At 63.6% G+C, this 19,651-nt stretch carries 17 protein-coding genes and 1 tRNA gene; 6 read left to right on the forward strand and 12 right to left on the reverse strand.

Translation table 11 applies throughout. The features are described from left to right. Window positions 1-37 precede the first annotated feature (37 nt). Window positions 38-850 (reverse strand): HAD-IIB family hydrolase, encoded by an 813-nt coding sequence (locus CI601_RS06610; protein WP_121914831.1) that lies wholly within the window; start codon window positions 848-850, stop codon window positions 38-40. A gap of 92 nt (window positions 851-942) precedes the next feature. On the opposite strand from CI601_RS06610, the gene CI601_RS06615 reads away from it, so the two are divergent. After that, window positions 943-1,377, forward strand: a complete 435-nt coding sequence (locus CI601_RS06615) for a metallopeptidase family protein (RefSeq protein WP_024627339.1) — start codon at window positions 943-945, stop codon at window positions 1,375-1,377. A gap of 10 nt (window positions 1,378-1,387) precedes the next feature. Here CI601_RS06615 and CI601_RS06620 read toward each other — a convergent pair whose 3' ends face one another. The 3 genes from CI601_RS06620 to CI601_RS06630 are packed head-to-tail and all read right to left on the reverse strand — an operon-like array spanning window position 1,388 to window position 6,364. Then, window positions 1,388-2,911 carry a DUF5719 family protein gene (locus CI601_RS06620; protein WP_121914774.1) on the reverse strand — a complete coding sequence of 508 codons (1,524 nt, stop codon included), beginning with the start codon at window positions 2,909-2,911 and terminating at the stop codon, window positions 1,388-1,390. Beyond that, on the reverse strand, window positions 2,908-6,048 hold the full coding sequence (locus tag CI601_RS06625; protein ID WP_121914775.1) for a glycosyltransferase: 3,141 nt from the start codon (window positions 6,046-6,048) through the stop codon (window positions 2,908-2,910). Before CI601_RS06625 ends, CI601_RS06620 begins: the two co-directional genes overlap by 4 nt. A gap of 58 nt (window positions 6,049-6,106) precedes the next feature. Next, complete coding sequence (locus tag CI601_RS06630) at window positions 6,107-6,364, reverse strand: WhiB family transcriptional regulator (RefSeq protein WP_029676165.1); 258 nt, start codon at window positions 6,362-6,364, stop codon at window positions 6,107-6,109. 304 nt (window positions 6,365-6,668) lie between these two features. Here CI601_RS06630 and CI601_RS06635 point away from each other — a divergent pair, with 304 nt between their 5' ends. The 4 genes from CI601_RS06635 to CI601_RS06650 all read left to right on the forward strand — a co-directional run bounded on the left by CI601_RS06635 (window position 6,669) and on the right by CI601_RS06650 (window position 11,857). Next, window positions 6,669-8,123: an LCP family protein gene (locus CI601_RS06635; RefSeq protein WP_121914776.1), complete on the forward strand. Its 1,455-nt coding sequence runs from the start codon at window positions 6,669-6,671 to the stop codon at window positions 8,121-8,123. 73 nt (window positions 8,124-8,196) lie between these two features. Beyond that, on the forward strand, window positions 8,197-9,435 hold the full coding sequence (locus tag CI601_RS06640) for an LCP family protein (RefSeq protein WP_259465341.1): 1,239 nt from the start codon (window positions 8,197-8,199) through the stop codon (window positions 9,433-9,435). Window positions 9,436-9,529: 94 nt separating this feature from the next. Then, window positions 9,530-11,500, forward strand: coding sequence for an FtsK/SpoIIIE domain-containing protein (locus CI601_RS06645; protein ID WP_183129781.1), 1,971 nt, complete (start codon window positions 9,530-9,532; stop codon window positions 11,498-11,500). Window positions 11,501-11,578: 78 nt separating this feature from the next. Next, a complete protein-coding gene (locus CI601_RS06650) occupies window positions 11,579-11,857 on the forward strand; it encodes a WhiB family transcriptional regulator (protein ID WP_015021978.1) in 279 nt (92 codons plus the stop codon). Window positions 11,858-11,938: 81 nt separating this feature from the next. Here CI601_RS06650 and CI601_RS06655 read toward each other — a convergent pair whose 3' ends face one another. Beyond that, complete coding sequence (locus tag CI601_RS06655) at window positions 11,939-13,426, reverse strand: sensor histidine kinase (protein ID WP_101432791.1); 1,488 nt, start codon at window positions 13,424-13,426, stop codon at window positions 11,939-11,941. 167 nt (window positions 13,427-13,593) lie between these two features. Between CI601_RS06655 and CI601_RS06660 the strand changes: the two genes are divergently transcribed. Beyond that, entirely contained in the window at window positions 13,594-14,514 is a 921-nt protein-coding gene (locus tag CI601_RS06660; RefSeq protein WP_121914779.1) for a hemolysin III family protein, read from the forward strand. Window positions 14,515-14,679: 165 nt separating this feature from the next. Here CI601_RS06660 and CI601_RS06665 read toward each other — a convergent pair whose 3' ends face one another. The 7 genes from CI601_RS06665 to eno form a co-directional block, all read right to left on the reverse strand. Beyond that, the gene (locus tag CI601_RS06665) at window positions 14,680-15,159 is read right to left on the reverse strand and encodes a transcription elongation factor GreA (protein WP_024627331.1); all 480 of its coding nucleotides are present in this window, start codon (window positions 15,157-15,159) and stop codon (window positions 14,680-14,682) included. Window positions 15,160-15,264: 105 nt separating this feature from the next. Then, window positions 15,265-15,672, reverse strand: a complete 408-nt coding sequence (locus CI601_RS06670; RefSeq protein WP_024627330.1) for an FKBP-type peptidyl-prolyl cis-trans isomerase — start codon at window positions 15,670-15,672, stop codon at window positions 15,265-15,267. A gap of 90 nt (window positions 15,673-15,762) precedes the next feature. Next, a tRNA-Leu gene (locus CI601_RS06675) sits at window positions 15,763-15,848 on the reverse strand. Between the two features lie 24 nt (window positions 15,849-15,872). Continuing rightward, entirely contained in the window at window positions 15,873-16,874 is a 1,002-nt protein-coding gene (locus tag CI601_RS06680; RefSeq protein ID WP_183129782.1) for a Ppx/GppA phosphatase family protein, read from the reverse strand. 11 nt (window positions 16,875-16,885) lie between these two features. Continuing rightward, entirely contained in the window at window positions 16,886-17,494 is a 609-nt protein-coding gene (locus CI601_RS06685) for a DUF501 domain-containing protein (protein ID WP_395948009.1), read from the reverse strand. 178 nt (window positions 17,495-17,672) lie between these two features. After that, window positions 17,673-18,227 carry a septum formation initiator family protein gene (locus CI601_RS06690; protein ID WP_395948006.1) on the reverse strand — a complete coding sequence of 185 codons (555 nt, stop codon included), beginning with the start codon at window positions 18,225-18,227 and terminating at the stop codon, window positions 17,673-17,675. A gap of 101 nt (window positions 18,228-18,328) precedes the next feature. Further along, window positions 18,329-19,624, reverse strand: coding sequence for a phosphopyruvate hydratase (gene eno / locus CI601_RS06695; protein ID WP_024627326.1), 1,296 nt, complete (start codon window positions 19,622-19,624; stop codon window positions 18,329-18,331). Window positions 19,625-19,651: the final 27 nt, after the last annotated feature.

Consider the following 19,651-nt stretch of genomic DNA (forward strand, 5'->3'; position numbering starts at 1 on the left):
CCGTTCACATGATTGCCTGCGGACAGGTTTAGCGGATTCAGGCCAGATCAGCCTCCATGGCCTGAATCAGGGCCAAGGCATCGGCAGGATCGCGCACACGCAGAGCCATGGCCCCCGCCAGGGCCGCCGGATAGTCGTTGCCATCAGGATCCATCCGGTCGCCCACGAAGGCGATATCGCCGACATCCACACCCAGTATCCTGGCCAGGGAGGTCACGGCGTAGGCCTTGTCAATACCCTTGGCCGAGATGTCCACGCTGGTGGAGCCGCCTGAACGCACCTGCAGATTGGGCAGATCGGCGGCCACGGCCCGGGCCAGGGCATCCTTGCGGCTATTGTCCGGATCCCAGGCCTCCTTGGCTTGGACAGGGGCCTGCTGACCCAGGGCGGAGAAGGTTATCTGGCTGCCGCGATCCTCGATGCGCGGCCCCCAGACCTGCTCCTCCCAGTCGCCCAGCTGCTTGGCTCTGCGTTCCAGGCTGGCCTCGGCGGCCTGCCGGTCCTGGGCGCTCAGGTCGTGGGCATAGACGCAATTCCAACTTCCATCCTGCCAGCGGTAGTAGCGGGTGCCGCTGGTGGGCATCAGATGCAGCTGGTCGAAACGGGTATCGTCGGGCAGGGCATCCAGCACCTGGTCGCGGAACTGGCTGAACCGCCCGCCAGAGACGATGGCCACGGGCCGAAGCCGGGTCAGGGCGGCGAAATGAACGGCCATGGTCTGGTCCATACGGGTCTTGGACAGTGCCAGAGTATTGTCCAGATCGAAGGCCAGCACTCGTGCTCGTGCGCAGATGGACCCTATGTCTTGGCTGCCCCACCAGGCCACGTTCATCGCACCGTCCTCCGCCATGATTGCTCCCATCCGCTTGTCGATCATCGCTCTATGCTACAAGACACCCTGAATCGAAACTGTCACTGAGTTGAGGGGTTATGGTGAGTGTCATGATCAACGATCAGCCGCCTTGGTCCCGCAGCGTCTACCGGGACAGTCATGGCCGGGGGATTCGTCGGCCTACCTTCGGCACCCGTCTGCCCCGCTATCGCACCAGATGCGGGATCTTCGACGACCTGACCGCGGCCCAGATCCGGCGTCTGGGAGCTGGCTGGCCCCAGCTGGTCAAACCCGTCCAATTCGCAGTCGAGGACGTGCCACCCTCCGACCCCACCCCCTGGGAGGACAGGGCGGACCTCTTCTCACGCAGTTTCCCGGCAGGCCGTGGCATCCCCGCCAGAATCGTCCTCTACCGGCTGCCCATCCAGAGCAAAACCCGGGACCGCACCGAGCTGGAGTTGATTATCCGCGACGAACTGGTCCTGCAGTTGGCAGACCTTTACGGGCGGGACCCGGAGGAAATCGACCCCATGTGGGGACGCTGACAGCCGACGTTCAGGGCAGGACAGTGGAGTCGGGGCCGGAGCGGATCAGCGTGGTGGCAGGCATGAGCCCGTCAGGAGCCATGACGGCAAGACCGGCCAGGCCAGCCTGGTTGACCGCGTCCACGCTCAGACGGGCATTCCAGATCAGCCGGGAGGAACCATGCTCAGAATCCTCGTTCAGCCGTACGGCGGCCACCTGGTCACCCAGGTCGTGGGCTGAAAGCTCATGGGCCCGACCCGGCTCAACGGTCAGCGAGCGCTCATCCAATTTCTTGCCCTTCTCGTCGAATCCAACCAGTTCGGCCTTGATCGGATCCGTCGATGGGTTGACCAAGGTCAGCGCGGCCTGGGCGGGCTGAGATATGGTCAGGGCCGAGGAGGCAGCAGCAGTACCCGCAGGAATCAGAGCCAGGTCGGACTGCGACTGATCCTGGCTGCCCCGACTGGTCACCTGCAGGACTGCTCGGACAGGCCGGTCGGCATGCACCTGCAGAGCCAGCTTGCCGTCAGGCACGCCGCCCAAGTCCACCGCAGTGGCCCTGGAACCCTGCAAATCCACCCGCCGCAAGGATTCCCGACCGTCTTCATCCATCCAGGACAGCTCCGCCGCGGTGGCCTTGGAACCCTGCAGAAGCAGGGTGGCCTGGTCTGCCCCGCGTAGGCCGGGAATAACCAGATCACGGCCGGGCGCCGCCAAGGCCGTTACCTGATCCGACCCGCGCGGATCCAGTCCAGCCATGACATTGACCGAAACCGACATGACCACTGGCGCCTGGGAGCTGCGAGCCCGAACGTAGACGGCCTGCTGTCCGGGAGCCGCCGCAGACAGGTCGTATGAGGCATGGCCGCCAGGCGCCACAGTCATGGTGTTCCCGGTCTCCAGGGACAGGTTGCCGGAGGAATGCGAACCCTGGATCTCCAGACTGATCACCGTGGCCTTGGATGACGGGTTGTAGGCCACCAGCCGCTGTGTGGACCCTCGACCGGTGGCAGGCAACAGGAAGTCGGCATCCATGACGGCCCGAGGGCAGGCCAGCGCCTGGACCCCTCGCAGATCGCCCTTGGTGGCCCAGGAGACCATACCGACAGAAGCCCCCGTGCCCGGCTGGGACTTGAGCATCCGGGAATCGAAAGCCGTAGCCGAAGCACCCGGATCGAGCGAAGCGGCCATGGTCTTCTGCCCATCCAAGAGGTCGGGATCAGTCATCGTGGTACGTCGCCCGTCTCCAAGCGGGGTCAGGCTGGCACTGCCGATGGACCCAAAGGCGGCGGCTGTGACACGGGCGCTCAGATCACCCTCCGAGGCTTTGAACTGGTCATCGCCGACCTTATCCTCATCCGCTACCGTCATTCGAGCCGGGCAGTAGGACGCTACCTCACGTTGGCTGACCCGGGTGGCAACGACTGACGAGCCCTGGGCCCCATCAGCCAAGGAGTCCGGGGGCGTCCATACCAAGAGAGCAGCGACCAAAACGGCCACCAGAGGTGCCGTGACCAGAGCAGCCACCAGGGATCCCTTGCTTCGTACACTCATAGTTGCTCCCCTCCAAAGTTGCCCGGACGCGGCAGGGCCACCAAACAGTATCCCAGCAAGACCAGGCCCAGGGTCCAGAGCCAGATCCTCCTCCAGGTGCTGGCCGCCGCTTGATGGGCCCCGGCCATGTTGACTCCCACATCCCTGCCGGATTGCGAGCTCAAACGGAAATAGGTTCCTTGGGCATTGGTCGCCACCTGCTGGGCGCCATCGCTGGCGGTGATGTTGGATACCAGGTCATCGTTGGGCGTGGATCCCATGCCGACTGCTCCGGAACGGTCGGCGGGCACATAGATTCCCCCGAAGCCCATGCCGGATACAGCCGCTACAGCCTTGGAGTCGGCGTTGGCCATCAGCGCCGCCGCCGAACGCGAGAGGACATCCTGACCGGCCATCTGCCCGCCGTTCACCATCTGGGCACGCAGGGCAGGCGAGGCATCGATCAGATCCCCTCGTGAGGTGTGCAGACCCGTGTAGGCCACGCGGCCATGGGAGGGCGATGTCAGCACCAGCACCCGATGGGATGGATCCTTGTTCAGGTAGTCCACCGCCACTGCCGGGAGCTGCCGGTCATCAGCAGACAGGGGTCCTCCGACTGGCGCCGCCAGACCAGCCGCCGCCACGCCTGCCGTGACCAGGGTCAGAACCAGGCCCAGCAAGAGCCTGACAATCCGTCCCCCGCCATCAACCGCAGCTGCAGAGGTTGAAGAGGACTGTGCAGGAGGCAGGGGCGGACGATCAGCATCGCCCTCTGGAACCTGATCGTGCCCAGGAGCAAGGGGCGAGAAGGGACGGACGGCCCTGCCAGCCAGAAGGCCCAGACAGGCCAGCAGCCCCATGAAGGCAAGCATCACCCCAGGCAGGACCGAACCGGCCACTGGACCGGTCTCGTCCAAGCCGGTGCAGACCGCCTGGGAGATCAGCGCCAGGATCAGGCCCAGCAGAACCGTACTCCAAAGAATCCTGGCAGTCTTGAGTGCCCGAGGCAGAACCAAAGTGATGAAGGCCAGCAGGGCCACCACCAGCAGACAGCAGGCCAGCGTGGCCGGACGCCAGAGCTCAGGTCGCCACCTGACGGGCCACAGGGCCGAAAGATCCAGGCCCAACAGGCGGGCCAGCAGTTGCCCCAGGCTCCCGGTTCTGGGTTGACCGGTCAAGCCCGTCGAGGGGATCATAAGATCTGCGAACAGCTGTCTGAAAAGTCCTTGATTGGCATGGTGCAAGGAATTGACCAGGGTGGGCGCCAGGGCCAGCGCCGAAGGCAGGGGCATCAGGAGCAGCATGACCCGATGGGAGGGCACCAGGCAGATCGCCATAATGAAGAGCGGGATCATGGCCAGCATGAGCTGAGGTTCGGCAGCCAGGACCGGCAGAAAACAAATAGAGGCCAGAGCCGCCTGCTGCACCGAAGCCTTGGGGCGCACGGGAGCCTCGGTCTGATACAGCCCCACGGCCTTGAAAACAAAGGCGAAGGCGGCAGGCATGAAGGCCATGACCGTCAGCATGGGCAGCTGCAGGCCATCCACGATGCCCAGTGCGAATGCCAGACAAGCCCAGAGCAATCCCAGCAGGACCCGGATGGGATTGGACCTGGTGACCACGCCGGCCAGAGCCCAGAAAGACAGCGCGGCCAGTCCCGTCTCCGCCAGGAGCATCAGGGCCATGGCTTGGGCTACGTGACCGCCGGTCAGCAGAGCGAAGGGCAGGAGCACCAGGAGGAAGGGGGCAGGAACTGCGGGCTGCCCCACTCCCCCGGCCCAGGACCAGGAGGTGGTGGCCGCCGTCAGCAGCTGGGACCAGTCGGCTCCGGACGAGGGCAGGGAGGGCGCGTGGATGGCCTCTCCCGAGAAGATGGCACGACAGAGTGGCCAGTGGGTGGCCACCAGGGCCGCCAAGACCGCTATGGTCATCCCTGAAGCCCAGGCCAGGCGGCGCAGGAACTGCTGGCGCAGATGAGCCAGGGCCAGGTGGCTGAGCATGGGATGTTCCTGCTGGTCGTGGAAGGCCTGCCTGCGCTGCCGCCACTGCCTGATCTGCTGACCGTTGGCCTGAAGAATGTCCAACCGGCGGGGACCGCCATGGCAGGCGGAAGTCAGACGGCGACGCATCGTGAACAAGGCTGCAGGGTTGGCCAGAATCCGCCAAGGCGCGCACAGCCGGCAGAGGGCCCTGTAGGGCCGTTTGCCCATAAGATCAACCGCCATGAACCACAATGCCGCCAGAACCCGCCAGAGCCAGACCAGCGGCCACCAGGGCAGGGCAAAATCAGTCAGCAGGTAGCGTTCCCGGGCCAGTATAGGACCCATGGAGGCATCCAAGGGGTGGTCGGGCTGCACCGCCCGCCCATTCCGATCACGCAACCCGCTCATACGGGCGCCGGCATGGGCCACCCGGGCGTCGGGTACGATTACCACCCGCCCCCCTGACAGGCAGATACGACGGCAGAGATCGTCGGCCTGGCCAAAGGTGCCAGCCCAGGCGCCTGGTCCGCCCAAGTCCTTCATGGTCTGCATGGGCACCAGGGCGCCAGCCAGGCTCACCGCGAAGACATCCTGACGCGCGTCATATTGCTGCTGGTCGGGTTCACTGTCCACCACCAGACTCACCGTTCGGTGATGATAGGCATACCGACCCACGTCATGGAGTCCCTGGCCCTGCCAGTCATACTGCTTGGCACCCAGCAGGGAGGCAGTGGGATTGCTGTGCCAGGTGTCCACCAGCTCGTCCAGGCAATGATTATCCAGTGGACGGCAGTCGTCGTGCAGAAGCCAAAGAGCGCGAATCCGACCAGGCAGACGGGCGTAGCCAAGCGCCTTGTCCAAGGCATCGCCGAAGGAGGAGGCACCTCGCGCGCGGACCACCTGCACTTCCACCCGCGCGGGACCATCCACCGGAAACTGCGCATAGAGCGGCTCTGTGGTGGACCCCGAACAGTCCGCGATAACCAGGACCCGTGGCAAGAGGCTCTGTCGCAAGAGGGCACGCAGGGTGTCCGGCAAATAGGTCAGATCATGCTCGACCGTGATCACCGCCGCCACGGCATCCTCCACATGAGGGCTGGCGGCGGGCGAACATTCGTTCATGACTGAAGAAAGGACCTGCCGGACATCCTGGGCTTGAGGCGCGACGAAACTCATGCGTTCCAGTCTACGCAAACCAGGTCACCGGATGCCTCGCTTGGGCACCTGCGGCGATTCAGACCTGACGCTGCGCGCGCATCCTCTTCTTGTAACGGCGGCGCTCCCGTTCACTCATGCCACCCCAGATGCCGAAGCGCTCGTCATGCTCGACCGCCCAGTCCAGGCACTGCTTGCGGACGGTGCAGTCGGCGCAGACCCGTTTGGCCTCCTGGGTGGAGCCCCCCTTGCCCGGGAAGAATGCTTCCGGGTCGGTCTGCGCACAGAGCGCCTCGCTTCGCCAGGATGGTCCGACGTTGACTTCGAACCACTGCATCAGCGGCGTCAGCCTGTTTTTAGTTGTACTGCTATAGCGAGTGTCAACAAATCCACTCATAGCGACCCCCCAGTCCCTAGTGTGTTTACACACTTTTATTACAGCTGCTGCAGGGGTCTTCTGTCAACCCCTAAATATCTGCCAGCGCAACTGAGCAACACGTGCAGGGAGCCATATCGCCCGAAGAGGAGCTGCGGATGGGGGTCAGACTATACTATGACTGGTTCAAGCACGCGTCACCGCCATCCCGGTTCTTCCCGCCGGAATGAGCCCTACAGCGACAGCCGATGAGGAAGGCATACCATTGACGTCCCCAACCAGAAAGATGGGTCTGCCCAACATCAAGGCGGGCAGGAACGGCAAGCCCCAGCACAGCGACGGGTTTCGCAGCAGCCACCGTCTGCGCACGGGCATCTGCCTGGCCCTTACCTTCGTTCTTTGCTTCCTGGCCTCGACGGTGGCGGCCTTCTGGACCGACATCAACGGTCACATGCACGTGCTCGAGCCCGTCAGCCTGACTCAAGCCCACAAAGCCCCGGAAGACATCTACAAGGGGAAGACTTTGAACGTCCTGGTGCTGGGACAGGACACCCGGGACGGCAAGGGCAACTCCGAGGTGGGCGGCAGCGGCGACGGCCTGGAGGAGAACCACCAGTCGGACACGGCCATGGTGGTCCAGATCGCCGCCGACCGCTCCTATGTGAATGTGGTCTCCATTCCCAGGGACTCCATCGTAAACGCCCCGGCCTGCACCACCAGCAAGGGGGATACCATCCCGGCCCGCCGCCAGGTCATGTTCAACTCCATCTTCGCCGAGGGCTACAGCCAGGGCGGCGATGCCAATTCGGCCGCCAGCTGCTCCCTGGCAGCGGTCCGTTCCCTGACCGGCTTGGACATTCAGCAGTTTGTGGTGGCTGACTTCAACGGCCTCAAGTCCATCATCGACGCCCTGGGCGGGGTTGACGTGTGCATCCCCAAGGACACCTGGGATGGCTATACCGGCATCAACCTGAAGCGTGGCCTGCAGCATCTGGACGGCACCCAGGCCACCGAGTACGCTCGCATGCGCCACGGAACCGCCGCCGATGGGTCGGACATCATGCGCACCACCCGCCAGCAGTATCTGATCAAGAGCCTGGTTAACGAGGCCAAGACCGTCGACATCTATTCCGACCTGCCCAAGGCCTACCGTCTGGCCACCACTTCCATGTCCACCCTGCAGCTGAGCGAGGGGTTGGGCAACTTCCAGACCCTGCTGGGCCTGGGCAACTCGCTCAAGCACATAGACACCACACATATCTACGCCCGGACCATACCTGTCGAGGAATGGTCCCAGGACAACAACCGGGTGGTATGGACGGACGAGGCCGAAACCATCTGGCATCTGCTGCGAGAGGGCAAGCCCTTGACCCAGGCCAATGAGGACGCAGAGTCAGCTTCCTCGTCAGGCAACCAGGCCAGCAATGGTCAGGATGCCCAGAGCGCCCAAAACTCACAGAGTGCCGCTCAGACAGGAGGCAACGGCTCTGACACAGGGGACGGCACCCAGTCCCCCTCTGCATCCGCCGCCGCTGCTCCCAAGCCCGATCCCCGTACCGGACTGATCACCATGCCCGACAAGACCCTGATCGATCCCAACACGGGCGGAACTGTCGATCCGGACGACGGGACCATCAGGGATGCGAACACCGGACAGTACATCGGCATGGCAGACCGCTACCTGTTTGCTACGGTCTGTGCGGTTCCGGCACGGAAATAGACGATTAAGCTCCCCCGAGTCGTTCTGACATGCTATTGCTTACCTAGTCGGCAAAGCTACGGAGGTTAAGGGTATGCGGACTGGATCAGACCAAGGCGGACAAGGACAGGAGCCTCCTAGCTTCATGCCCTCCGGGCATCACCGTCCGGCGGCCGACCCCGGATCTCCAGGCACCGAGGCCAGACACAGCCGTAGCCAGACGCCTCCCAGCTTCTCCCCCTCCTCCGGGACTGGACATCAGAAAGCCAGACGCACCAGTGGCTCCTCGAAAACCACACCCAGGCCGGCGGCTGCAGCTGCACCTGTTAAAAACGACTGGCGCAACAGCAACAACCGGAACATGCGGAACGGCACTGCCCTCGTCCGTAAACACCCAGTGCGCAAGTTCGTAATCATTCTGCTGCTGGTCCTGCTGCTGGCACTGGTTGTACTCGCAGGTGGAGGATGGTTCTGGGTCAACGGCAAGCTCACCCGCGACAAAATGCTGACCGATACCCCTGGCTCAGAAGCCACTACCTGGCTCCTGCTGGGATCGGACCAGCGCGACGGTTCTCCGGGGGCAGGACAGGATGCCAGCATCACCGGCTTCCGCACCGACACCATCCTGGTGCTGACCAAGCCCCGCCACGGAGCCGCCTCCCTGATTTCAATCCCCCGCGACTCCCTGGTCAAGCAGGATGGGGATTACATGAAGATCAACGCCGTGGCCTACACATCGGGCTACCGGGCCCTGACCGGCCAGATCGAGGACATCACCGGTCATAAGGTCGATCATGTGGCCCTGATCCGTTTCGGAGGCCTCAGCAAGGTGGTCGACGCCCTGGGCGGCGTCAGGCTTTGCTATGACGCAGACGTCAACGACCCCAACTCCGGCATGGTCTGGTCTCGCGGCTGCCATCAGGCCGACGGCGGCATGGCCCTGGCCTTCACCCGCATGCGCTACTCGGATCCCAAGGGAGACTTTGGGCGTGCCGAACGCCAGCGTCAGGCCATCTCGGCCATCACCGCCAAGGCCCTGCAGCCCTCGGTCATGCTCAACCCGTCGAGGGCCGGCAAGGTTCTTTCCGCAGGTCTGGATGCCCTGGTGGTGGATGAGCGGGCCAACCCCATAGACCTCGTGCGCATGGTCCTGGCCTTCCGCAGTGCCAGCAGCAGCAATGGGGTCACCGGAAGCGTCTACTGGACAGATCCCGACTACTATCCGGGCGGAGGCATCGGTTCCACCGTTCTGCTGGACCAAGCCCGCAACACCGACCTGTTCAACCAGCTGGCCCAGGGCAGTCATGCCGCTGGAACGGTCGGTGGCATGTAGCGACTGCTTTACACACGCCACCAATATCGTCCACATTCGACCACATGCCAGGCCTGCTCTAGCGCTCCTGCCCCGGGCAGCCCATGCTGAGGGCATGACCAAGGCCAATTCATCAGCAACCATATCGACAGACCCGAGCGGGGCTGCAGGTGGCGATTGGCGCTCTGCCGGCTCCAAAGAGAAGAAGACCAAAAAGGGAAGCGCCCAGGTCATTCTGACCCTGGTTGCACAGACGACTCCGGCCCTGGCCCAGGCGGGCATGATCTGGTACGTAGTAGGCCAGGGCCGCTGGATGTTGCTCCTCCTCTTGCTGCCCAGCTTGACGGGCACCCTGGCCATGGTGCTTCTGAGCCTGCTGCGAATGCATCGCCGGCCATCGTCCGCTCCGCCGGCAGGCGCACAATTGAAGTACGGCACAGTATCGGATCGTGCATCCCTCTCGACGACTACAGAGAACGAGACCTTGCAGGATCTGGCTCAACTGGCCTCTAACCCAGGCCCTCAGCTAGAGTCCCGGCTCTTGGGATCAGGGCGTTCGGGATCACAAGGTCTGCCCTGGCAGGGCATCGTCCACGCATGGCTTGCCACATCAGGAAGGTCGGCACCTGCGGTCATCGGTATCCGGCCTGATCATGGTCCGCTGGTCATCGATCTGCCCTGCGACGGACCCCACGCCCTGGTGGCAGGCACCACAGGTTCGGGCAAATCAGTCTTTCTGCAGACCTGGTGTCTGGCCCTAGCCGCCAGTCAGCCGCCAGACCGGCTCAATCTGGTCCTGCTGGATTTCAAGGGTGGTGCCGGCTTTGGCCTGTTGGCCCGACTGCCGCACACCGTGGGTTGCGTGACCAATCTGGATCTGGACCGGGCCATACGCGCGCTGAACGGCCTTCAGCGGGAGTTGGAACGCCGCCAGCGCCTGGTTGCCAGAGCAGGGGTTGAGGACACCGCCCGTATGGCCGATCCACCGGCACGCCTAGTGGTGGTCATTGACGAGTTCCAGGCCCTGCGCCAACTCCTGCCCGACTACCTGGACAGGCTGACCTCTCTGGCCTCTCAGGGCAGATCCCTGGGTATGAACCTGGTGGCCTGCACCCAGCAGACCATGGGGCAGGTCAGCGCCCAGATGCGTGCCAACATGAACCTGGGCATCTGTCTGCGGGTGCGGGATCCCCTGCAGTCCAGAGAGCTGCTGGGCTCTTCCTGTGCTACGGCGATCGACCCTGCCTGCCCAGGTCTGGGCTTCCTGGAGCAGGGCCGGGGTCCCCAGGCCTTCCGCACCTGCCCAGCAACTGATCCGCAGGCCCTGGTGGGCCAGATCGTCAAGGCCAGCCGCTTTTGCGGCAGCCGACCGCCGGCACCGCTTTTCTCCCCTCCCCTGCCAGAGCATGATCCGGCCTGCGGGCAGGTCCTCTGGCAATCGGGACGGCCTCAGATACCTCTGGGACACATGGACGACGGGGTTCTGCTCCATCTCTATCGCCTGCCGATCGACGGTCATACGGCCCTGATCGGACCTCGAGGACGGGGCAAGAGCACCCTGCTGGCGCTGCTGGCTCGTTCCCTGCTCACCCTGATGAAGCCAGGGGCCCGACCAGAGCCCAGCTTCGACCTGCGCATCACGCGTCGAACAGGTCACAGCTACAGCAGTCGGGACTTTCCCGGCCCGGTGCCGTCACCGCCTCAAGGCCGTCAGCCGCCTCAAGGCCGTCAGGATGGCAGCCACGCATTGGTCTGGATTCTTGACGATGCCCAGGATCTGTTGGATCCGCTTTGTCGGGATCCTCTGGCCCCTCTTCTACAGGAGGCTCTGGAACAGGAGGGAACCACCGTGATCCTGGCCGTGGAGACGGCCAGCGCCCTGCGCAGACCAGAGCGTTTCAGCCGTCGTCTGGTGTTCCCCTGCGGCGAACGGGGGGCCGATCTGGCAGCTGGCATCCCCGCCGATCAGCTGGCCACCCTCCCCACCCGGGCCAGCGCCATTCCCGGACGGTGTCTGGTTCTGGAAGCGGGTCTCGCCATTCCGCTACAGGTGTTCTCTTTAGCCGTAAAACAAATGAACCCTTGAAAAAAGTCACTCATCGTGCTTATCTTGCATAGGGTAGTGATAAAAGCATCGATAAAAACTTCTTGGAGGCTTAGGTAGATGAGTAATGCGTTTGATTGGCGCGCCAAGGCTGCTTGCCGTGACAAGGACCCTGAGCTGTTCTTCCCCGTCGGCAACACCGGTGCAGCCTATCAGCAGATCGAGGAGGCCAAGGCTGTCTGCAGGACCTGCAAGGTCATTGACGCCTGTCTGAAGTGCGCGCTGGACACCAACCAGGATTACGGTGTCTGGGGCGGACTGAGCGAGGACGAACGCAGGGCTCTGAAGCGCAGGGCCATGCGTGCGCGTAGGTCCCAGGCCATGCAGATGCAGTCCTGACACCTTCCCGATTGCGCAAAACAGGAGAGGGGCGATGGCTTGATGCCGTCGCCCCTCTCTTTTTCTCAAAGGTACCTGGCGTCACACGTCCTGGGCCACGCGCAGCTTGATGTTGATGACCACCCGGGTGCCACCATCCCGGCGGGGCTCCCACTTGACCGTGCCGCCGAAGTCGTTGGTGACGAAGGTGTTGATGATCTGCGTGCCCAGCCCGGATCCGGTGGAACGAGCCTGGCCCTGATCCGACTCGGTGCTGTAGCCGTTGCCGTCATCCTCGACCACCACGTTGAGATTGTTGCCGCCCCGGCCCACCGATATGGTGATATGCCCCTCGTCGCGGCCCTCGAAGCCGTGTTCGACCGCGTTGTTGACCAGTTCGGTCAGCACCAAGGACAGGGGTGTGGCATCCTGGGCGGGCATCATCCCGAACTTGCCCACGTAGGAGATGGTGATGTGCTGGTCGCTGGTGGTGGCCAGATCCACGCTCATCTTCAGCAGGTTGGCGATCACCTTGTCGAAATCCACAATCTCGTCGGCGGTCTGACTGAGGCCCTCATGAACCACAGCGATGGTCTGGACGCGTCGTTGGGCCTCCTCCAGCTCCTTGCGGACCTCGTCGGACTTTGTGCGCCTGGCCTGCAGCCTGAGCAGGGCCGACACGGCCTGGAGGTTGTTCTTGACCCGGTGGTGGATCTCGGAGATGGTGGCATCCTTGGTCTGCAGCTCCTTCTCCCGGCGGCGCAGTTCGGTCACATCCCGACAGAGCACGATGGCGCCTATCCTGCCCTGCTTGCCATACAGGGGCAGGGAGCGCATGGAGACGGCCGACCCGTTGGCGTCCAGCTCAGAATCCACGGCCGCCTTGCCCGTCAGAACCAGCGGTAGGGAGTCGGGCACGGGATCGTTCTCCTTGAGCAGGGAGGTGCCGATCTCGCTCAGGTACTGGCCGATCATGGTCTCGACCGAGCCCAGCCTGCGGAAACAGCTGATGGCATTGGGCGAGGCGTAACGCACCACGCCGCTTGACGTCAGCACAAAAAAACCGTCGGCCACCCTGGCGTTGTGCCGCTGGTTGAGCACCGAATCCGCGTAGGGGAACTCGCCGCGGGTGATCATCTCGAAGAGCTCCTTGCCCGCGTTGATGCTCTCGCTCTCGTAACGGCCGTTGGACTCGCGGGTGGCCATGTTGGTTTCGCGGACCACCAGACCCAGGGTCCTGCCCTGGTGCCTGATAGGAGCATAGACGTCGCAGACCGTGGCGCGGCCGATGGTGCGCAGCTTGTTGGATCGTAACACCCCCTTGGACTGCATGGCCGCCTCCAGCTCTTCGCGGCGATCAGCCGGGAAGTGCTCCCCCACCACGTCTTCGGTGCGCAGGGACATGACCGTGGAGGGCCGGCACTGCTCGGCCACGGTGAACTCCCCCTCGCCGGTGCGCAGCAAGAGCAGCAGGTCCGCAAAGCTCAGATCGGCGATGACCTGCCAGTCGGCCACCAGGTGGTGGAGCCACTCGCGGTCCTCCTCGTTGCAGTCGTCGCAGGATGCCAGAATCTCGGAAAAATCAGCCATGCCCTCCATCATACAAAGGGCCTGCGCAAGCAGACAGGCAGGTCATGCCAAAGGCGATGATGGCAGCGCGTCCCATACACAGGTCTAGGGTAGGGTGGTTCACGGATATTTTACCCCGGCGACCGAACCCGACAGGTCCGGACCAGTCAAGGGGCCAAGGGAGGGTCATGGCAACCAGGACCAGCGAGGACGGCAAACCGTCCGAGGATCAGGAGGTCGATCCCGATCTCGAACGCCGCCGTCAGCAACGCCGTCAGGAGCTGACCTATCTGCGCCGGGATGCCGAGGTGGCCCATGAGGCCCATCTGCAGGCCAAAGCTGACGCGGTGCGCGCCAAGGCCAAGGCCAAGGCGGCCCGGATCATCACCAAGGCCGAGATCAAGGCCTCGCGGATCGAGGGCATCCCCGACATGGAGATTGAGCGCAAGGTCCGCCTGGATGTCCACGGCCGTCCCAAGCCCCTCCTGCGCGGCTGGATCCACGCCGTGGCCGCCCCCCTGGCCCTGGCCGCCGGCATTGTGCTGATCTGCCTGGCCCATGGCACTGGGCTCAAGCTGGCCTGTGCGGTCTTTATGGTGGCCTCACTGGCCCTCTTCGGCAACTCCGCCCTCTATCATCTGGGCGACTGGACCCCGGGGACCACGGACGTGCTGCGCCGCCTGGACCACGTCAACATCTTCCTGCTCATCGCCGGCACCTACACACCCATTTCCTTCGCATTGGACCCCTTCTGGCGGCGGATCATCATCCTGGGCATGTGGGGGGCCAGCCTGGTGGCCATGATCGTCCACGTCTTCTGGATCGAGGCTCCCCGCTGGCTCTACACCCTGGTCTACGTAGTCTTCGGCGTCTCGGGTGTGGGCTTCCTGAAGCTCTTCTGGGATTCCCCCATGGCCGGACCACCAGTGGTTTGGCTGATCGTGGCCGGTGGCCTGGCCTACATCCTTGGGGCGATTGTCTATGGTCTGCGCCGACCGGACCCTTGGCCCCGGGTATTCGGCTTCCATGAGATCTTCCACTGCGGCACGGTCATCGGCTACGCCTGCCATATCGTGGCCATCTACCTGGTGGTCTGCAACCTACGCTGAACAGCTCGCCGGTCTCACTGCCTTTTGGGTAACGAGATTCGGCATGCCGTTAAGTATCAGGCAGTCATTCACAGAGCGGTCGCTCATAGACGAAGCCGCCCCCTGCAAACTATGGCTGGGGGCGGCTTCATTCAGGCCGGACTGGGACGGTGAGGGGTCGTCCCGCTACTTGAGGGGCTGGGCATCCTTGACGGTGACCGAGATGTCCTTGCCATTGGGGGCCTTGTAGGTCACGGTCTGGCCCTTCTTGGCACCCATGAGAGCCGCTCCGATTGGCGACTCGGGGCTGATGACGTCGTAGTCGGTGGCCACGGTCAGATCCCTGGAGCCCAGCACATAGACCATTTCGTTGCCTGCCATGGTCAGGGTCACCAGGGAGCCGTTTCCCACGGTGCCCGCCTTGGGGGCCTTGAGGATCTTGGCGTTGCGCAGCTTGACGATCAGCTCGTTGATCCGCCCCTCGTTCTTGCCCTGCTCCTCGCGGGCGGCCTGATAGCCGCCGTTCTCGCTCAGATCACCCTCGGCCCGAGCCGCCGCGATGCGTTCGGTAATCTCGTCGCGGTACTCGCCCTGACGGTGGTCAAGCTCCTCCTTCAGCTTGTCGTAAGCGGCCTGTGTCAGCAGAATCGTCTTTTCCTCAGCCATGTGATTCCTCCTTGTTTGATGCGCTTGTCTCGTGGCCCGACCTGAACTGCAAAGTCAAGGGTATGAAAAAGGCGCCGGCCCTCACCGGCGCCTGGAGACCCTTGTCTACCGTGTCGAAATGATGTCGATCACGAAGACCAGGGTATCGTCGCCGCCGATGCCCGCCTGGGGCATCCCCTGACGACCATATCCATACTCCGGCGGAATGGAGACCACCAACCTGGACCCCACGTTGTGGCCGGGCACCGTCTGGTCCCAGCCGCGAATGACCTGCCCCACGCCAATGCCGAAGCTGGCCGGCTGATGGCGCTGGAAGCTGGAGTCGAAGACCTGATCCGAACCCCAGACGACACCGTGATAGTTGACGGTGACGGTATCGCCCTTGCGGACGACTGGCCCGTCCCCCTCGACCAGCTCCACGGCGCGCAGCCCGCTCGGCGCCGGACCATGGAAGGTTATGGTCGGCGTGGCGCCGAATTCGGCGTTCACCTCGGGCATGGATTGGTCACTCATGACAACTCCTTTGGTTTTCTTGCGTACCAGAGTATCGGTTCGTCGGCCGGGTGACAAGTTGCGACACTGCCGTCCAAGCCGATGAGGCCGTGGTGCCCCGGGTGGGAATCGAACCCACAAGCCGGTGAAGGCGGCGGATTTTAAGTCCGATGCGTATACCATTTCGCCACCGGGGCCTTAACCCATAACGCCTTAGTATATCATTCGCGCAGGAGGGTCCTGCCGTAGTCCAGGACCAGGCCATCCAGGAGGCCGTGCTCGCTGGCCACATAGGTTCCCGAAGCCAAAGCACTCGGGCTGGCCTGGCCCAGCCGCTCCAGCAGACGGCTCCAAATCAAGGCGCCACCGCCGATCACATCCACACGCCCGGGATGGATGACCTTGAGCTCCCGACGCTCCTGCCGACTCATGTGCAGCACCTGGTCATCAACCCGACGAGCCGCTTCAACAGATATGGACTGACCGTCGACGGCTTGGCGATCGTAGACCTGGCATCCCAGGGCCAGGGCGCTCATGGTAGTGACTGTGCCGGAGACTCCGATCAGACTGCCTACCCCAGCTACAGGGACCTGGTCGAAGGCCCGGTCAATCCAGCCGTCAACATCCTCAAGCGCCTGGTCGATCTGTGTCTGGCTGGGCGGATCGTCCAGCAGATGGCGCTCGGTCATCCGCACCGAGCCGATGTTCATGGAGTAGGAGGCCCTGACCTGGTCCACAGGCAGGCTCTTTCCGTCCCCACCCAGGACCAGCTCGGTGGAACCGCCACCCAGGTCGACCACCAGGTAGGGTGCGGGAGGCATATCGTCGTTGCCCCGCTGCTCCAGCACGCTGACCGCGCCCAGAAAACTCAGCGAGGCCTCCTGGGAGCCGCTGATGACCTCAGGCGTGACCCCCAGGATGGAGCGCACCCCCTCCTCAAAGCTTTCGCGGTTGTCGGCGTCCCTGGTGGCCGAAGTGGCCACAAAGCGCAGGCCATCCACCGGGTGCTCCTGCAGCTGCTGGGAGAAGAGCCGGCAGGCCTCAAAGGCACGTTCCAGAGCTTGGTCGGAAAAGCGGTGGTTGCGGTCCACGCCCTCCCCCAGCCGGATGACCCGCATCAACCTGGGAGCCACCGGATGCAGCCCCTGCCGGTCCACCTGGGCTATCAGCAGACGTATAGAGTTGGTGCCGCAGTCCACGCCCGCCACCGTTACCTGATCCATGGAAGCCCCCTTCATTGGTTTTCCTGCTGGTTCGCTTGCCCTGATGCCTCAGTCCAAGGCCGGGCGCACCTGCAGACCTGTGGGTCGAATACCTGGCCTACCAGATCCAGAACCCGGTCACCCAGAGGATTGACCCCGGGTCCCATCACCAGGGACTGGGCGGTCAGAGCATGCAGACACTTGACCCGCCTGGGCATGCCGCCGGCCGAGATTCCGGCAATGTGACCCTCGTCGTCGCCCAGCCGCTGGGCCAGAGCGGAGCGGAAGGCCAGATAGAGCTCGTGGGCCCTGCGGTAGGCGTTGGCCAGGTCCGGATCGGCACCGAGCTCGGTATTCCAGTCGGCCATGATGCCGTCGGCCTCCAGCCGCGAGACAGCCTTGACGGCCTCGGGACTGGTCAGATAGCAGGTGGTCGGAAAGGGCGTGCCATCCTCCAGCTGGGGCCGAGTGACCACAGCCAGCGGATTGCCGCAGACGCAACGGGCGCCCACAGCCACCATGCCGCGCGGATAGCGGCCCAGCTGCCTGTTCACGACGGCTACCTGATCCGGTGTGGCCGGAGTTGCCAGAAGCTCCTGGATTCGATCTCTTATCGCCGCCAGGTCCCGGTCAGTAACCAGGCTGGAGACTGTAGACTCGACCCGGGTCTTGTCTGCGGCTTGAGATTCCACTGCTGCCTGGGGACTTCCCTGGGCCTTGATCACGCTGTCCTCATCTTTCCTGATTGTTCTTTGCTGCTAAGTTCATTAACTGTTGACGCATTAACCGTTGACGCAGCGAAATCCAAACCTTCGGAGGTCACTGCGCTCCCCCGCCCTCGGATGGGGAGGGGCTATCAGAGCCATCTGGACTACTTGAACCGGACGGACTGGCAGAGCCGGTCGGACCGGACGCTCCCTTGCTCCCATTGGCAGCCGGGTCCTGGTCGGCCTTGGCGAAGGAGTAGGCCATCTCCTGATACCAGGGCAGAGAGTTCTTCCTGGGAGCCCGAACCCCCTTGCTGCCGGCCTGGTCCTTGTCCTTGTTGCCCGTGACGGCCTCCGGATGCAGGACCCGGATAGCCTCCTCATCGGGGAAGACGAATCCCAGCCGATCCCGAGCCTGGGCGGTCACATAGGCCTTGTCGTCCCAGCGCCGGATCTGGTTCTCCAGGTCACGTTTGTGCTCGACCAACTGGGCCTGCTGGTTGCGCAGGCCGTTGAGCTCGGAAAGATTGATGGCATAGGCATGAAAGGTGGAAACCAGCTGGATCAGCCCCAGGGCCACGATGATGACCGCTACGAAAAAAGTGATGGGTCCCGACGACCGCCTGCTTGTCCGCCGGTCGCCGCCGTCACGTTTGTTCTTGGCCATACCCATAAAAATACCCGCGGCAGCCGACGCGGACTGCCACGGGTGAAAGACTTCACAGTCGGGTCAAAACCTGCAGAGGGCAAGACCTGACCGGCAAGGCCTTACTTGGTGTACTTCTTGCAGGCCTTGAAGGCGCTGTAGCCGGCGTACTCAGCGGTGGAGCCCAGCTCCTCCTCGATCTCCAGCAGCCGGTTGTACTTGGCGATGCGCTCACCACGGGCCGGGGCACCGGTCTTGATCTGGCGGGTGTTCTTGGCCACGGCCAGGTCGGCGATAGTGGTGTCGGAGGTCTCGCCGGAACGGTGGGAAACCATGGAGGTGAACCCGTTGGCGGTGGCCAGCTCGATGGCGTCCAGGGTCTCGGTCACGGTGCCGATCTGGTTGAGCTTGACCAGCAGGGAGTTGGCGGCCTTCAGGTCGATGCCCTTCTGCAGCCTCTTGGGGTTGGTCACCAGCAGGTCGTCGCCCACGAACTGCAGGCGGTCGCCCATGGCGGCGGTGATCTTCTGCCAGGCGCCCCAGTCCTCCTCGGCGAAGGGATCCTCGATGGAGACCAGCGGGTAGCGCTCGACCAGACCCTGGTAGTAGTCCAGCATGTAGTCGGCGTCACGGTCCTCGCCGTCGAAGTGGTACTTATCGGTGTCCTTGTTGTAGAACTCCGAGGAGGCCACGTCCAGGCAGAGGCCGATCTGCTTGCCGGGCTCGTAGCCGGCAGCTTCAATGGCGTCGACGATGTACTTCAGGGAGTCCTCATTGGACTTCATCTTGGGGGCAAAGCCGCCCTCGTCGCCCAGGCCGGTCTCGTGGCCGTCCTTCTTCAGGATGCCCTTGAGGGTGTGGTAGACCTCGACGCCGGCGCGCAGGGCCTCCCGGTAGGAGTCGAAGCCGTAGGGGGAGATCATGTACTCCTGGATGTCGGTGGCGAAGTCAGCGTGGGCGCCGCCGTTCATGATGTTCATGTTGGGCACAGGCAGAATGTGGCCGTTGGTGCCACCCAGGTAACGGTAGAGAGGCAGTTCGGCGGACTCAGCAGCCGCATAGAGCGCGGCCAAGGAGACGCCCAGAATGGCGTTGGCGCCCAGCTTGCCCTTGTTGGGGGTGCCGTCCAGATCAATCATGGTCTCGTCCAGAGCGCGCTGATCGGTGGCGTCCATACCGATGACGTTGGGAGCGATGGTCTCATTGACTGCCTTGACGGCGTCCAGCACACCCTTGCCCTGATAGCGCTTCTTGTCGCCATCCCTACGTTCCCAGGCCTCGGCCTCGCCGGTGGAGGCACCGGAGGGAACCAGACCACGCCCCTCGGCGCCGTCCTCGGTCTGCAGAACGACCTCGACGGTCGGGTTGCCACGGGAATCAAGAATTTCGCGCGCGAACACGCTTTCAATTGCTGCCACAACTGCTCCTTCAATAAGTTGTTGTGA

Origin of the sequence: Bifidobacterium sp. wkB344 (assembly GCF_003688305.1) — a bacterium.
In the GTDB taxonomy this organism is placed as follows: Bacteria; Actinomycetota; Actinomycetes; order Actinomycetales; family Bifidobacteriaceae; genus Bombiscardovia; species Bombiscardovia mizhiensis.